14 protein-coding genes are annotated in these 14,523 nt (G+C 64.2%); 6 read left to right on the top strand and 8 right to left on the bottom strand.

What is annotated here, in order from left to right; all coding sequences use genetic code 11:
• Positions 1 to 86 precede the first annotated feature (86 nt).
• From xdhA to xdhC, 3 genes are read left to right on the top strand one after another with little or no spacing between them, the layout of a single operon-like run.
• Positions 87 to 1,604 (top strand): xanthine dehydrogenase small subunit, encoded by a 1,518-nt coding sequence (xdhA, locus tag BUS06_RS19655; protein ID WP_074265766.1) that lies wholly within the window; start codon positions 87 to 89, stop codon positions 1,602 to 1,604.
• A gap of 31 nt (positions 1,605 to 1,635) precedes the next feature.
• Complete coding sequence (gene xdhB, locus BUS06_RS19650; protein WP_074265765.1) at positions 1,636 to 4,011, top strand: xanthine dehydrogenase molybdopterin binding subunit; 2,376 nt, start codon at positions 1,636 to 1,638, stop codon at positions 4,009 to 4,011.
• A gap of 15 nt (positions 4,012 to 4,026) precedes the next feature.
• Entirely contained in the window at positions 4,027 to 4,596 is a 570-nt protein-coding gene (gene xdhC / locus BUS06_RS19645; RefSeq protein WP_074265764.1) for a xanthine dehydrogenase accessory protein XdhC, read from the top strand.
• 27 nt (positions 4,597 to 4,623) lie between these two features.
• Here xdhC and BUS06_RS19640 read toward each other — a convergent pair whose 3' ends face one another.
• The 3 genes from BUS06_RS19640 to BUS06_RS19630 form a co-directional block, all read right to left on the bottom strand.
• Positions 4,624 to 5,610, bottom strand: coding sequence for a LysR substrate-binding domain-containing protein (locus tag BUS06_RS19640; protein WP_074265763.1), 987 nt, complete (start codon positions 5,608 to 5,610; stop codon positions 4,624 to 4,626).
• Between the two features lie 182 nt (positions 5,611 to 5,792).
• Entirely contained in the window at positions 5,793 to 6,428 is a 636-nt protein-coding gene (locus tag BUS06_RS19635) for a 2-hydroxychromene-2-carboxylate isomerase (RefSeq protein ID WP_074265762.1), read from the bottom strand.
• A gap of 158 nt (positions 6,429 to 6,586) precedes the next feature.
• Entirely contained in the window at positions 6,587 to 8,029 is a 1,443-nt protein-coding gene (locus tag BUS06_RS19630; RefSeq protein ID WP_074265761.1) for a TAXI family TRAP transporter solute-binding subunit, read from the bottom strand.
• 694 nt (positions 8,030 to 8,723) lie between these two features.
• Between BUS06_RS19630 and BUS06_RS19625 the strand changes: the two genes are divergently transcribed.
• Together BUS06_RS19625 and BUS06_RS19620 are read left to right on the top strand one after the other, a co-directional pair.
• A complete protein-coding gene (locus BUS06_RS19625; protein ID WP_074265760.1) occupies positions 8,724 to 9,077 on the top strand; it encodes a BON domain-containing protein in 354 nt (117 codons plus the stop codon).
• Between the two features lie 363 nt (positions 9,078 to 9,440).
• The gene (locus BUS06_RS19620) at positions 9,441 to 9,695 is read left to right on the top strand and encodes a hypothetical protein (RefSeq protein WP_074265759.1); all 255 of its coding nucleotides are present in this window, start codon (positions 9,441 to 9,443) and stop codon (positions 9,693 to 9,695) included.
• Positions 9,696 to 9,797: 102 nt separating this feature from the next.
• Here the strand turns inward: BUS06_RS19620 and BUS06_RS19615 are convergent, their stop codons facing one another.
• The 3 genes from BUS06_RS19615 to BUS06_RS37870 form a co-directional block, all read right to left on the bottom strand.
• Positions 9,798 to 10,586, bottom strand: coding sequence for a sulfite exporter TauE/SafE family protein (locus BUS06_RS19615; protein ID WP_074265758.1), 789 nt, complete (start codon positions 10,584 to 10,586; stop codon positions 9,798 to 9,800).
• Positions 10,587 to 10,737: 151 nt separating this feature from the next.
• On the bottom strand, positions 10,738 to 11,370 hold the full coding sequence (locus BUS06_RS19610; protein ID WP_074265757.1) for a LysE family translocator: 633 nt from the start codon (positions 11,368 to 11,370) through the stop codon (positions 10,738 to 10,740).
• A gap of 123 nt (positions 11,371 to 11,493) precedes the next feature.
• Complete coding sequence (locus BUS06_RS37870) at positions 11,494 to 11,634, bottom strand: hypothetical protein (RefSeq protein WP_166660659.1); 141 nt, start codon at positions 11,632 to 11,634, stop codon at positions 11,494 to 11,496.
• 401 nt (positions 11,635 to 12,035) lie between these two features.
• On the opposite strand from BUS06_RS37870, the gene BUS06_RS19605 reads away from it, so the two are divergent.
• Complete coding sequence (locus BUS06_RS19605; RefSeq protein ID WP_074265756.1) at positions 12,036 to 13,520, top strand: hypothetical protein; 1,485 nt, start codon at positions 12,036 to 12,038, stop codon at positions 13,518 to 13,520.
• A gap of 99 nt (positions 13,521 to 13,619) precedes the next feature.
• Here the strand turns inward: BUS06_RS19605 and BUS06_RS19600 are convergent, their stop codons facing one another.
• Entirely contained in the window at positions 13,620 to 13,874 is a 255-nt protein-coding gene (locus BUS06_RS19600) for a hypothetical protein (protein WP_074265755.1), read from the bottom strand.
• 129 nt (positions 13,875 to 14,003) lie between these two features.
• Positions 14,004 to 14,456 carry a lytic transglycosylase domain-containing protein gene (locus BUS06_RS19595; RefSeq protein ID WP_174567534.1) on the bottom strand — a complete coding sequence of 151 codons (453 nt, stop codon included), beginning with the start codon at positions 14,454 to 14,456 and terminating at the stop codon, positions 14,004 to 14,006.
• Between the last annotated feature and the right edge of the window lie 67 nt (positions 14,457 to 14,523).

The raw sequence follows: 14,523 nt of genomic DNA, 5'->3' as shown, positions 1-14,523 counted from the left end.
GGGTTGCAGATATTGACGGTGATAGCGTTCGAATCATCAATGCAGCACTGTCCCCGCGGACATAGAACAATCCCCGAGTAAGAGACATGACCCAGCCGATCCGCTTCTACCACCGCAACGCGATCCGTGAGATCACGAACGCTCCCGTCACCCGCACTGTGCTTCAGTACCTGCGCGAAGATGCGCACTGCACCGGCACCAAGGAAGGGTGCGCCGAAGGCGACTGCGGCGCGTGCACGGTCGTGGTAGGCGAGCGCGACGAAGCCGGCGGTGTCAACTTCAAGGCAGTCAACGCCTGTATCCAGTTCCTGCCCACGCTCGACGGCAAGGCGCTCTTCACGGTCGAAGACCTGCGCCAGCCGGACGGGTCGCTCCATCCGGTACAGGAAGCGATGGTCGAATGCCACGGCTCGCAGTGCGGCTTCTGCACGCCGGGTTTCGTGATGTCGATGTGGTCGCTGTACGAAAAGCACGGCCACGAACACAGCTGCGCCAACAAGACGGTGCCCTCGCGCGATGACATCAGCAACGCGCTGACCGGCAACCTGTGCCGCTGCACCGGCTACCGGCCGATCGTCGACGCAGCCGTGCGCATGTTCGAAGCTCCCGCGCCGAAGGCACCGGTCGACGTCGCCGCGCTGTCGGACAAACTCGCCACGCTCAAGCGCGGTGAGACGTTCCATTACGAATTCGCCGGTCAGCAGTTCGACGCGCCACGCACCGTCGAAGCGCTCGCGCAGATCAAGGCCGCGCAACCGGCGACGCGCATCCTTGCCGGCAGCACCGACATCGGTCTTTGGGTCACCAAGCTGATGCGCGAACTGGGCAATATCGTCTACGTCGGCCAGATCGAAGCGCTGCGCCGCATCGAAGTGTCGAACGACTGGATCGAGATCGGCTCGGGCGTGAGCGTCGAGACCGCGTACGCCGAACTCGCGAAGCACTATCCAGAGCTCACGGAAATGTGGAAGCGCTTCGCCTCGCTGCCGATCCGCAACGCGGGCACGCTCGGCGGCAACATTGCAAACGGCTCGCCGATCGGCGATTCGATGCCCGGTCTGATCGCGCTGGGTGCCCACGTGGTGGTGCGCGGCGGCGAGATTGAGCGCGAGATGCCGCTCGAAGATCTGTACCTCGCGTATCAGAAGAAGGACATGGCCGAGCATGAGTTCGTGGTCGGCCTGAAGGTGCCGACCCGCACCGGCGTGCGCCAGAACCTGCAGTTCCGTACCTATAAGCTCTCCAAGCGTTTCGACTCCGACATCTCGGCGGTGTGCGCCGCGTTCTCGTTTATCGCGGACGGCGATACGATCCGCGAGCCACGCATTGCGTTCGGCGGCATGGCCGCGACCTCGAAGCGTGCGACCCACGCCGAAGCAGTGCTGCGCGACGCCGAATGGCACGAGGCCACCGCGCAGGCAGCGATGATCGCGCTCGGCAACGACTACGCGCCGCTCTCCGACATGCGCGCCACCAGCAACTACCGCCTCGACGCGGCGAAAAACACGCTTTACCGCTTCTGGCTCGAAACCCGTCCGCATAACCCGCTGCCCAAGTCCGCGCTCGACGTGCGCGCGGTCCTTGCAGCCGGCGCGAACGCCTGAACCCGTCCTACGGATACGGAGAACGACTCGAATGAATCAGCAAGCAGAACCGTTCCTGAAAGACATTCAGGACCTCGACAATTTCGCCCAGGTGCATGTCTCGCGCCCGCATGAATCCGCGCATCTGCACGTGAGTGGCCGCGCCACCTATACCGACGACATCCCTGTGCTGGCCGGCACGCTGCATGCCGCGCTCGGCCTGTCGCCGAAAGCGCATGCGAAGATCGTCTCGATGTCGCTCGACAAGGTTCGCGCCACGCCGGGCGTGGTCGCCGTCTTCACGGCGGAAGATATCCCCGGCGTCAACGACGTGGGCCCGATCATCCACGGCGACGATCCGATTCTCGCTGATGGCGTGGTGCAGTATGTCGGCCAGCCGATGTTTATCGTGGTTGCGGTTTCGCACGATGTGGCCCGCCTCGCCGCACGCCGCGCCGAGGTTGTCTACGAAGAGTTGCCGGCGGTTCTCACCGCGCAGCAGGCGCGCGCCGCCAATCAATATGTGCTGCCGCCGATGAAGCTCGCGCGCGGCGAAGCCGGTGCGAAGATCGCACGTGCTGCGCACCATGACGCGGGCGAAATGCTGCTAGGCGGTCAGGAACAGTTCTATCTGGAAGGCCAGATTTCGTACGCAGTGCCGAAGGACGACGACGGCATGCACGTCTATTGTTCGACGCAGCACCCCACCGAAATGCAGCACCTGGTGGCGCACGCGCTGCACGTGCCGTCGCACAACGTGCTGATCGAATGCCGCCGGATGGGCGGCGGTTTCGGCGGCAAGGAATCGCAATCCGGCCTGTTCGCCTGCTGCGCGGCGATTGCCGCGTGGAAGCTGCTGTGTCCGGTCAAGCTGCGTCCGGACCGCGACGACGACATGATGGTCACCGGCAAGCGCCACGACTTCCACTACACCTACGAAGTCGGTTACGACGACAAGGGTGTAATCGAAGGCGTGACGGTCGACATGACCTCACGCTGCGGTTTCTCCGCTGACCTGTCCGGCCCGGTGATGACGCGCGCGCTGTGCCACTTCGACAACGCCTACTGGCTGTCCGATGTGACGATCGACGGTTTCTGCGGCAAGACCAACACGCAGTCGAATACCGCGTTCCGTGGCTTTGGCGGTCCGCAAGGCGCGTTCGCGATCGAATACATCATGGACAACGTCGCGCGCTCGCTGGGCGAGGATTCGCTCGACGTGCGGCGCCGCAATCTGTACGGCAAGACTGAGCGTAACCAGACGCCGTATGGCCAGGTGGTCGAAGACAACGTCATTCACGAACTGATCGACGAACTCGAAGCCACCAGCGACTACCGTGCGCGCCGCGCCGAGATCCGCGAGTTCAATGCCAGCAACGAAGTGCTGAAGAAGGGCCTGGCGCTCACGCCGGTGAAGTTCGGCATCGCGTTCAACGTGACGCACTTCAACCAGGCCGGCGCGCTGGTGCATATCTACACGGACGGCTCGGTGCTGGTGAATCACGGCGGCACGGAGATGGGGCAGGGCCTCAACACGAAGGTCGCGCAGGTGGTCGCGCATGAGCTCGGCATCAGCTTCAACCGCGTGCGCGTCACGGCGACCGACACCAGCAAGGTGGCGAACACGTCGGCTACGGCCGCTTCGACCGGCTCCGATCTGAACGGCAAGGCGGCTCAGGACGCCGCTCGCCAGTTGCGCGAGCGCCTGGCTGCGTTTGCCGCCGAGCGTTTCGGCGCCGGCGAGGTGAGCGCGGCGAGCGTGCGCTTCGGCCATGACCGCGTGAAGGTCGGCGACGCCGTGCTGCCGTTCGAAGAGATCATCGCGAAGGCCTACCTGGCCCGGGTGCAGCTCTGGTCGGACGGCTTCTACGCGACGCCGAAGCTGTACTGGGATCAGTCGAAGCTGCAGGGCCGCCCGTTCTACTACTACTCGTACGGCGCCGCGGTTTCGGAAGTCGTGATCGACACGCTCACTGGCGAAATGCGTGTGCTGCGCGCCGACGCGCTGCATGACGTGGGGGCTTCGCTGAATCCGGCGCTCGACGTCGGTCAGGTGGAAGGCGCCTTCATCCAGGGCATGGGCTGGCTGACGACGGAAGAGCTCTGGTGGAACCCAGGTGGCAAGCTGATGACGCACGCACCGTCCACGTACAAGATTCCCACGGTGAACGACACGCCGCCCATCTTTGACGTGAGGCTCTTCAAGAACCGGAATGTGGAGGACAGCATTCACCGTTCGAAGGCAACCGGCGAGCCGCCGTTGTTGCTGCCGTTCTCCGTGTTCTTCGCAGTCCGTGACGCCGTGGCGGCTGTGGGTGACTACAAGGTCAATCCGCCGCTCAACGCGCCTGCGACGAGCGAAGAGATCCTCAAGGCAGTCGTCGCCGTGCGCGCAGCAACAGCTGCCGCGCCCGCGATCCGACAATAATCGGAGCTAACGGGAATGCTTGCGATCAACGCACCTTCTCTCATTCAGATCGGCCGTCGCAGCAGCCATGCTGCGACGCGCCCGGCGCCGATGCATATCGTGCTGTTCGGCGCCGGCCATGTTGGGCATGCGCTGATCACGCTGCTGGGAAGTCTGCCGTGCGTCGTGCAGTGGGTGGACGAGCGCGACGAGCTGTTTCCCGATGAAGTGCCCGCCAATGTGCAGGTGGAGGCGACCGACTCGCCTGATGCGATCGTCGACAGCGCGCCCGCCGGCGCCTACTTCCTCGTGATGACACACAATCACGCGCTCGATTTCTCGCTCGCTGCACGCATCATGCGGCGGCGCGATTTCACCTACTTCGGGATGATTGGCTCGAAGACCAAACGGGTGAAATTCGAGCGGCGTTTGATCGAGCGTGGCGTCGATCCGGAACGGATGGTGGAGATGACCTGCCCGATCGGCGTGGCTGGAATTGTCGACAAGGCGCCGACCTCGATCGCGATTGCAGTATGCGCGGAGCTGTTGCAGGTGCGTTCAAGTGAAACAGCGCGCGTGCCACGCGAACTCTGCGTCAGCGTTTGAACCCTCGTCCCCAACGCCCGGAACTTTCTACCGCTCCGCTTCCGAAACTTCCCGCTGCACCGCAGGCGCGCGCTTCACGCGCCGCGCCTTCTGCGACACCAGTCGCTCCGACACGTCCGACATCAACGTCCGCAGCCAGCCGATATCGCTTGGCCTGTCCGGCTGCGGATGCCACAACTGATAGCACTTGATGCGTGGAAACGGAATCGGCACGTCCACGACCGCGAGCGGCAGCATGTTTGCGTAGTGCATCGCAAAGCGGCGCGTCGTGGTGAAGATCAGGTCGGACTGCAGCAGCACCTGTGGCACGAGGCCGAAGTAGGGCAGTGTCGTGACGATGCGGCGCTCGGCACGTGCCCGCGCAAAGCCGGTATCGACGGCGCCGCCCCGCGCGCCGCTATACGGCGTGGGTGCGAGATGCGGAGCGGCGAGATAGGTTTCGCGCGTCATCGGCCGCTGCGCCAGCGGATGATCAGCGCGCATCAGGCACACCACCGTATCCGAGAACAGATCGCTTTTCTCGAAGCGAGGATCGGGCTTTGGCCAGTTGCCGATCACCAGATCCAGTTCGCCGGCCTCTAGCGCGGTAGCGTGGTCGAGCGTGGGGTTCAGCGAATCGATTTCCAGACGCGCGTGCGGTGCCGCCTCGCGAAACTGTGCGATGACGGTCGGCATGAAAAAGTCGTTCAGATAGTCCGGGGCCGCGACCCGGAAGGTGCGTCGCGAGCGGCCCGGATCGAAGTCGCCATGCGGGGTCGCGACAAAATCCACTTCACGCAGCACTCGTTGCGCGGACGGCAGCAGCGACGCGCCGTATTCCGTCGGCACCATGCCGGATTTACCGCGTACGAGGATCGGGTCGTTCAGCGTTTCGCGCAGCCTGCGCAGCGCGGTGCTGATGGCAGGCTGGGTCTGGTTCAGGCGCTGCGCCGTCAGCGTGACGCTTCGCTCGACGAGCAGCGTACGCAGCACGCGTACGAGCCAGATATCGAGGGAGGCAGCGGTGTCGTCCATGGATCAGGTGGGCGGATCAGACTCTGTGAGTGCGCCGTTTGGAGCCCCAGCCGAAGAGCTCGCGAAGCGGGGCGCGAAGTCTATAACCTTAGGCCTGTTTGCCGTGCGCCCGCCATAGCGGGCGCGGTATGGCCGGGATCACACACCGCGAGCCCGGCAGTACCTGCGGCGAGCTCGCAAGCCTACATCCCGGAGGGCAGCGAACTGATGCGCTTCACTTCCTTCGATTCAAGCCAGTTCGGCGTGCGCGCGCTGTACAGCACCATCGGCAGGGCATCTTCTCCCCAGAACAACTGGTCGTTAAGCCAGAAGGTCGGCACTCCGAAGACACCGAGCTGGATCGCATCCGCCGTGTTGCGGCGCAGTTGCGCCTTGATCTCTTCGTCCTGGATCAACTGGGGACCGTCAGGCAGGCCAACCCGTTCGCACAGCGCGGCAAAACCTTCCTCGCTTGACGGATCGCGCCCTTCGCGCCAGATAAAGCGAAAGATCTCGCGTGCGCAATGGATGTCGGCCTTGGCGGCGACGGCGAGCAGCAGCGGTTTGGTCGAATCGAACGGATGGGCCGGCGGCATCTTGAACGGGATGCCTAGCTGATCCGCGCGAAACAGCGCGTGACGATACATGTACACGCGCTTGGTGGGCACGCCGTAGGCGGGACGCTGGCCCCAGTGCTGGTACAAATCGTTCAGTACAACCGGCGTGAAGACGAACGGAAATCCCGGCCACTTGTCATGTTGCTCGAGCAACAGATACGTAAACGGCGAGACGAAGTCGTAAAACCACAACGGTTGCCTGGCGTCGATGCCATTGGTCATAGGTGTCTCCCGGATTGCTCGGATCTGGACGGAACGTGCAGGTTTTATAAGCGTCCGCTACGCGTGTCTGCTACGCGCGTCTGCTAAACCATCCAGTCTGCTGTGATCTTACGCGGAGCCGGGGCCGAGTGCAGCGCTCGTTGCACCGGCCAGACATCTCACGCGGTCTGAGGCGGCGCAGCGGACGGCCCACCCGAGGCGCCCGGCGCGTCGGAATCGTCCTCGCCGCCCGAGGCACGCGCCGCTTCCTGCGCAGCCTCGTGTTCCTGCTGCAGCGTCAGCCGTTGGCGTACGAAGCCAATATGCTCGCGCAGCACGTAGAACTGGTCCGCATAGGCGAGCGGCATCTTCAGTCCGTTGACCGATCCCTCGATCTCGTCGAGCTTTTCGATCAACTGTTGACGCTCTTCGGGCGAAGTGTCGTTGAGCGCGCCGCGTTCGAGGGCGATCAGTGCGCCATACCAGCGGTAGATTCGCGACTTGACCCGCCACGCGTACAGCGCCGGCACCAGCCGCAGCGCCGGCACCAGCAACACGATCAGCGGCACCACGACGACCAGCAGGCGGTCGGCGAGGCTCGCGATCCAGAACGGCAGTATCCGGTACAGGAAGCTTTTGCCTGACTTGTAGTAGCGCGCGGCGTCGTCGCTGATCGGGAAGTCGTGCGCGAGCGGTGCCGGGAATTCCCCCGCACGCTGCATGACGTTAGCGCGGCCGTGCACTTCGCGGGCCGCTTCGATCAGCAGATCGGAAAGCGCCGGGTGCAACGAGTCGCGCGCCACCAGTTCCTCGGTCGGCGCGACCATCTGGATCGGCGCCGGCGGCAGGTTCTTGCCGAGGTCGAAGGCGCCCATCGGCAGATGGATCTCAGTCAGGTAAGGAAAGCGCCGCGCATAGGCTTCAGCCTGCGTGAAATTGTAGAACTGCACGTTGGGTGTGCGGTAGAGCTTGCCCATCACCGGCGGTTGCGCGGAATCGCCCGTCAGGAAGGCCGCGTCGATCTGACCGGAGACCAGCGCCTGGGCGGCGTCGTCGCCAGACAGCGGCAGCAGGGTGGTGGGGCCGCCCGGCTCGATGCCGTTCGCCTTCAGCAGGGCCAGCGCCAGTTCGCGCGTACCGCTGCCCTCGGCGCCGATCGCGAGCCGCAAGCCCTTGAATTCCGACAGCCGCGTGGCGGTGCGGCCGTGATAGAAGATCGCGAGCGGCACGTAGGCCACGCTGCCGAGCGACATCAGCCCGTCAGGCACCGGTCCGGGGGCGACACCGTCCTGCACGAAACCCACGTCGACCTTGCTGTCCGGATTGGCGAGGCGCATGAGGTTCTGGGCCGAACCCTCGGAGGTCAGGACGTTGAGGGTGATGCCGTTGCGCGCGAGGATGGTCTTGTACTTTTGCGCGGCATTCCAGAACGAACTGCCCTCGGGACCGGCGGTGATGGTCAGCGTGTGGGGCGGCGCGGGCTGGATCAGGCGCACGGCTACCCAGATGGCGACGGCGGCGATCAACACAATCGGACCGAACGACACCGCGAGATCGCGCCAGGAGATGGCCACGAAACGGGCGACCAGGCGGGGCGGTTTGCGGCCGGAGGAAGACTTCATGGGCTGACGTGAGGGCTACGGATCGTTCGATGAATGCGGTGGCTATAGGCACGCGGGGGGCACGCAGGGCACGTGGCGGCTCGCGGCAAAGCCCGCAGCGGCATGTTCGCGCCGATGGTACATGAGATTGTCGCGGCTTCGGCGCATGAGCGGTGGGGATGGGCTGACAAACCCGTAACAAAACGTGAGATGCGCGTGAGATGCGCGTGTGATGCGCGTGTGATGCGAGCGAAACTTGCGTTAACTGCCCTTGAATCGCGCTCGAGATAGCGGCAAAACCGCATAACACCGGCCTGCAACCGGCACGCAATTGACGTAAAACCCAGGAGAAACCCACCTGAAATGGGGTCCACAATGCCTCCGAACCTTACGCGCCGGGCCGCGGACCCTCGCTAAACCCTTTGCGCTTCTCGCGCGCGTAGATTAAATTGTGCATCGCTGCCGCGTTTCAACGTTTGCGCAGCGCGACCCGGCGCGACAAAGTAGAACCGGGCGCGTTGGCGGACCTCACGGCATGCTGGCTCGTGCATCGCAATGCGATCGCCGGGCCGGCCACTCTCGCCTCTCGCAACTCCGTGTCGAAGCCCAATCGGCCGTGGCCCAGCCGTGCCTTGTCGCGCGCTGTCATGGCAGTCCGAAGTCGTAACGAAGCCGCTTGGTAGATGCGGTCATAACCGAAGTAAAAGGAGAAATCATGAAATCGGTCGATTTTCTGAAGGCGCTGGGTGGTGTGGTGGCGGTGGTGATAGCGTGCAACACGTATGCGCAATCAAGCGATGCAATGGCTGCGTCGGGCGCGATGGCTGCCCCGAGTGCCAAGGCCGTCAAAAAAGAAAACCGCACACTGGGCCGCAAAGTGCGCAGCGCGCTCGCCAAGGCTCAGGGTATCGACGTGTCGAGCATCTCTGTGCGCGCTCGTGGCGGCGCAGTGACGCTGACGGGTTCGGTGCCTGACCAAGGCCAGATCGACAAGGCCGGTGACGTCGCCAAGGGTGTCGACGGCGTGACCTCGGTGTCGAACAAGCTGACGGTGGTGCTGCCGAACTGATGGAGGCCGTGGGCGTGATCGCCGCGGCCGGATGATCGGCCGTGGCTCGCGCGCCGTTGCAAGCGGCGCCGGCCTGCAGGCCCGTGAGGCTCCTGCAGGTTCGGCCTGCACAGGTTTCCTGATGATGACCAGCGCCTGAGCGCGTCGCGCTCGGCTATACCCAGAACGGGCCCCGATGAATCGCCGGGGCCCGTTCTGCTTTTGGCGAGGCGATGCGCCGTGGGTAGCGCGGCATGGCGTTCCGGTGCTGGCCGACGCGAGCTATATCCGTCGTGCGCTGTGACACACAAATTTCGCTGGTTGAAGCGTACTGTTGAGGTTGGGAGCCGGCCTGCACCCGGAACACACCCGGAGCGAACCAAAATGGACGCTATGCTTCAGCGCTACACGGACCTGCCAATCGGCGAACGGGCAGCCTTTGAACTGGTGTGCGCACGGCACGGCTTCGCGCCGGCGCATTTTGAAATCACCGGGTCAGCCGATCCGGACGACGTCGCCCATCACCGGCGTCTCGTGACCGTGCGGCGCGGCGGCTGGGCGCAGTCGTATCGCGTCGATGACGCCGGCCATTGGGTGCGCCAGTTCGAAACCGATCTGACCTGCCGGTTCTTCAAGTAGAAGTCGAGCGGCAGCGGTGAACCGGCGTTTGCCCGGGCGTACCGGGCATATACGGCGAGGTAAGGCGAGGGTCTTCGCAGCGCCCTCTGCTGGCGGCGTGCGTCAGGAAAGCACCAGCCTTACGCCCACCAGCGTCAGCGTGGCGGCGAGGACATTACGCAGCAGCGCATCCGGCGCTCGAGCAGACAGATAGCTGCCGATCGCGATACCAGGCAGCGAACCCACGAGTAGCGACAGCAGCATCGACCAGTCGATCGAGCCGAGCAGCCAATGCCCGGCACCGGCGAGCAGCGTGAGCGGCACGGCATGCGCGATGTCCGAGCCGACGATCCGCGTGGTGGGCAGGCGCGGATACAGCAGCAACAGCACCGTGACACCGATCGCCCCGGCGCCCACCGAGGTCAATGACACCAGAACCCCCAGTACCGCCCCGGTCAGCACGGTCAAACCGAGCGTGCGGCCTTGCGTGAGTGAGCTCTGGCGGCCTGCGCCGAGTTTCGCCAGTTGCGGCCTGAACACCAGCGCCACCGAGGTAATCAGCAACGCCGCACCGAGCACGATCTGGATCAGCCGGCTCGCGCCCGGCGTGTCCATGCCGTAGCGGTGCAGGAGGATCAAGGTGACGGTTGCGGCGGGGACGCTGCCGGCGGCGAGCCGGGTTGTCACCTGCCAGTCCACCGAACCCTTCAGGCCGTGCACGAGTGTGCCGGTTGCCTTGGTGGCGGCCGCGTAGAGCAGATCGGTGCCCACCGCGGTAGCGGGATGGACCTTGAACAGCAGGACCAGGATCGGCGTCATCAGCGAGCCGCCTCCGACGCCGGTCAGCCCGACGAGAAAGCCGACAAACAGGCCGGAAAAGGAATACAGCAGTTCGATATGCGGGAGTGACATGGAGCGGACCGCTGGCGGCCGTGTGGGGTTGCGAACCGCATCCGAACGCCGGCGCGCCCCACGGCAAACGTGGACGCGGCGGCGCGAACTGGCGCGGCAAAGGCGCTATTGTCGCAAAACTGGAACGTGAGCGTGCCGGGTGCGTGAACCCTCAGAGCGCGCGGCGAATCTCGACCACGCCGAATACCGCCAGCGCCATCCCCACGCCGCGATCGATCCACCTGCGCAGTTTGCTGCCGAGGGCATGACGGGCCAGCGTAACGGCCGTGACGAGGCAACACCACCATGCAATCGAACCGCAGAACACACCGGATACTGTTGTCAGCGCAACGGTCGTCGAGAACGGGCCGCGTGGCGCAAGCGTCGTGAATAGCGCGGCGAACATGATGACGGTCTGTGGGTTTGTCAGCGTGAGAAGCAGTGCGCTCGCATAGGCTCGCGCCGTGCCGGCGTAGCTGTTGCGGGCGGAGCTGCCGTCGTTTGCGGCGTTAGCGGGCGTTTTCTGCAGCAGCGCGCGCATTCCGAGGTAAAGCAGGAACAGGCCGGCGGCGAAATGCAGTGGCCGGTCGTAGGCGAGCATGAAGTGCGATAACCCGACCAGTCCGAGTGCCGCGACGAGACCATAGACGGCATCGCCGCTGGCGATTCCAATGCCGATGGCGAGTCCCGCTTGCGGGCCTTCGGTGAGCGTGCGACGGATGCACAGCATGCCCATCGGTCCGACAGGTGCCGCAACCGCCAATCCGACGCCCGCAGCGGTGAAGAACAGAGCGGTACTCGACATATGAGTTCCTTGCTGGTTGACCAGAAACTAAAACGGCGAGCCGCGGGGACTTTCGTCCCCGGCTCGCCGTAAGCAGCGCTGCACCGTTAGGTGCGGCGCATGCCGGCGTTGATTAGCTCAAGCTTAATGCTTCTTCGTTGTCGACGACGAAGCGGGCGCTACCCGAATGGGCGGCGAGCCTGACGGCAGGGTGGTGGGCGTCGGCTTTTTGGCCTGCTTCGGTTTCTTGACTTCGCGATTACTGCGCATCTGACCTTTTGCCATGACAGGACTCCCTTTTGCGTGTGTGCTCGTCGAAATTGTTCGAGCCTCCACTCAGTGTGCGCTGAATTGCGCGCGCTGTCGCGCAACATTTGCGCCAGCTGGGTGCCGTCGTTTCAGACAGGAAGCCACCCGCGCTGGCTGTTGCGCTCAGGCGACGCAAAACAGGTGAGACAACGCACTTTATTTAGCGTTATTTCGCCTCTAACGCGTGTGAATATCATCCATCCGCCAAATGTCTGAAATCGCCGATTGATCTTTGTGCACCAGCAGATCATATTGCGCTAAACCTGCTGACCTGTAAGCAGGATCTGCCTGTTCTCGCAACGTAGGTAGCGGTTCGGACAATGCTTAGTGATATAACCTCCGATCAGCGCGATTCGACACAGTGCCGGCACTGTGGTGTGACACTAGCCACCAATCTGCTGTCCTGTCCGTCTTGCGGGGCCAATCAGCTCGATCCGCTCGGCTGGTATTCGCCGTCTGCCGCATCTGCCAGCGTCCGTCTTCCTCCTCCCGCTTCCTCGATCGCGCCGCAACTGGCGGCGCCTGCGGCGTGGAACACGCCGGCGGGTGTGGAGGACGACCGGTTTCACGCCAAATATGATCCCTGGCGTGCGCCCAGGCGATCTCCGTTTGTCTGGGTCATTGCGGGACTTGTGGTGTTGTTCCTCGTGGCGGCGGTGGCCGGGTATATTGCCTTGCGGCCCAGTAGCCCGGTGATTGCCGTGGTGCCAAAGGCGGTGTCCGGCACGGTGTTGACGCAGGAGGCCGTGCCGCGCGCTGCGGTTCCTGCGCCAGCCGCGGCGAGTTCTGTGGTGACGACGGCGCCGTCTGCGCCTGCGTCCCTTGCGGCGAAGCCCGCTTCGCCCGCGACGCTAGCGAAGCCCTCTGCGTCTGTGCCGCTCGCAGCGAGGCCGGCAACGCCTGCGCCGCTCGTAGCAAATCCTTCGCTTGCGGCTAATCCCTCTGCCTCCGTGCCGCTTGCAGCTAAATCGAATCCTCCTGCGTCACTCGCGACGAAACCCGCTGCGTCCGCAACGCTCGCAGCCAAACCCGCCGCGCCCGCGTCGCTTGCGTCGAAACTGCCTGAAGCCGAGACCGCCGCACCTAAAGCAGTGGCTCCGAAGCCGGCGTCTCAGCTCGCGAACTTACCGCCTGCGGTAGCGCCGAGTCGGACCATCACTCAGGCTGCGGTCTCACCGGCTCCGGTTGCGCAGAATCCGGCCGCTCAGAATCCGGCTGCGCACGTCGCAACTGCACAGAGTTCGGCCGCCCGAAGCGCAGCCGTGCAGAGTTCAACGGCACCGCGCCCGATTGCGCAAACGCCTCCCGTGTCGAAGCCTGCCTCGTCCACACCTGCCATTGCAACCGCCTCCAGGCCATCGACCGTCGTGCCCAAGCCGGCGCCAAAGACTCTGGCCGCTGCGCCGCATCCCTCGACGTCGTCAACGCCTGACGTCAAGCGCGATGCCATCACGAAGGCCAACGTCAATGGCAAGCCAGATCAGGTGCGTCCAGAGGTAACGAGGAATCTTCAGATCGCTCGGGCGATGCTGCAAAAGGACAACCTGACCGCAGCCGAGTCGCATCTCTCAGCCGCCCTCGCTACGCAACCGAAGAATCAGGAGGCGCTCGATATGCGCACGGATCTGACCGGCCGCGAACAGCAGCGCGACGCCGCGCTCGATGTCGCGCGGGGCTGTATGTATATGGAGCGCTGGAACTGCGCCTGGCACAACGCCGGCAACGCTCTGGTCGTCGATTCGGGTAGCGCGGAGGCGAAGAGCATCATCGCGCAGGCCATGAATGAGGCGCAGCCGCCCGCGAAATCAGCGGCAACTCCGGCGCAGCCTATCCAGTCGCATGAGCCGCCCGACCACCATTGAGCGCGGGTTGCTGACGCGCGATGGTTCGAGCCGGGCGGATGCGGACGTAAGCGAAACCCCGCGCCCGACAACGACGAAAGGCGATTTCCATCGCAGCAGCTAAGCGAAGTCCGACGGACCAGGTTCTGGCACACCCGGCGGCGTGTCGGTATCGCCAAGCGAGCCGGCGCTCGCATTGCCTTTATTCTTCTCTTTCTCCTCGGGCTCATCCGCCGGCTTTTCGGGCAGCGGTTGATCGAGGCCAGGTTCGACGGGCGTTGGGAGGGCGTCGCCAATGGGTCTCGAAACGTCAATCGGAGGGCCATCAGCGGGCTGCTTCGTGTCCTTCTCTACATCGGGAGAATGGCTCGTCACGTGGATCTCCGGGCAGGAATGGGGATAGTTTACAAGCCAGCAATCCCCGTACCACTTCCCCTCCTAAACCTGCCAGCCCAGACTGACATCGACCTGCCTAGGCACGCGCAAACACCCACGCAGACCCGCTTATTGGGAATTCGAAGCAACCTGCAATTCACCCCACATCACGAGGATTTTCTGAATGCTGCGCGCGTAAGCGTCGCGCAGCTTCGGTGATTCCGAGTGGTACGCGCCGATCGCGCGCCACGTGTTGCCGTACTTGACCATCTTCTGCTTCAGCAGCCACGCGGCCACGTAGACGTTCACGCAAGGGTCGGTGAGCGCGCGGTGGGGCACCCCCTCGCGGGCCAGGTCGCCGAAGTGGATGGAATTGATCTGCAACTGGCCGACGTCGATCGAGCCGTTCGCGTTGCGGTTGATCGCGCTCGCGTCGCCTTTCGATTCGAACCACGCGACCGCTCGCAGCACGGACGGGTTGACGCCATGATACGCGGCGGCCTGATTGAAGCAGTCTTCCTGCGCGTGCACTGCGCCGCACAACAGCGAAACGGCGAGTGCTGCGTACGCATGCCGCAGCAGGTTGTGGCGGGAGCGGCGGCGCAGTAGCGCCGCGGCGATAGGTAAATGGTTGGACAACACGGGTCAT

This window comes from Paraburkholderia phenazinium (genome assembly GCF_900141745.1).
GTDB classification, from domain to species: Bacteria; Pseudomonadota; Gammaproteobacteria; order Burkholderiales; family Burkholderiaceae; genus Paraburkholderia; species Paraburkholderia phenazinium_B.
The sequence above is the reverse complement of the archived record's forward strand: the minus strand, read 5'-3'. Positions and strand labels throughout refer to the sequence as shown.

Bases quoted from the DNA above. Each gene is read 5' to 3' on its own strand.
- xdhA (WP_074265766.1), top strand. From the start codon at position 87: ATGACCCAGCCGATCCGCTTCTACCACCGCAACGCGATCCGTGAGATC.
- xdhB (WP_074265765.1), top strand. From the start codon at position 1,636: ATGAATCAGCAAGCAGAACCGTTCCTGAAAGACATTCAGGACCTCGAC.
- xdhC (WP_074265764.1), top strand. From the start codon at position 4,027: ATGCTTGCGATCAACGCACCTTCTCTCATTCAGATCGGCCGTCGCAGC.
- BUS06_RS19640 (WP_074265763.1), bottom strand. From the start codon at position 5,610: ATGGACGACACCGCTGCCTCCCTCGATATCTGGCTCGTACGCGTGCTG.
- BUS06_RS19635 (WP_074265762.1), bottom strand. From the start codon at position 6,428: ATGACCAATGGCATCGACGCCAGGCAACCGTTGTGGTTTTACGACTTC.
- BUS06_RS19630 (WP_074265761.1), bottom strand. From the start codon at position 8,029: ATGAAGTCTTCCTCCGGCCGCAAACCGCCCCGCCTGGTCGCCCGTTTC.
- BUS06_RS19625 (WP_074265760.1), top strand. From the start codon at position 8,724: ATGAAATCGGTCGATTTTCTGAAGGCGCTGGGTGGTGTGGTGGCGGTG.
- BUS06_RS19620 (WP_074265759.1), top strand. From the start codon at position 9,441: ATGGACGCTATGCTTCAGCGCTACACGGACCTGCCAATCGGCGAACGG.
- BUS06_RS19615 (WP_074265758.1), bottom strand. From the start codon at position 10,586: ATGTCACTCCCGCATATCGAACTGCTGTATTCCTTTTCCGGCCTGTTT.
- BUS06_RS19610 (WP_074265757.1), bottom strand. From the start codon at position 11,370: ATGTCGAGTACCGCTCTGTTCTTCACCGCTGCGGGCGTCGGATTGGCG.
- BUS06_RS37870 (WP_166660659.1), bottom strand. From the start codon at position 11,634: ATGGCAAAAGGTCAGATGCGCAGTAATCGCGAAGTCAAGAAACCGAAG.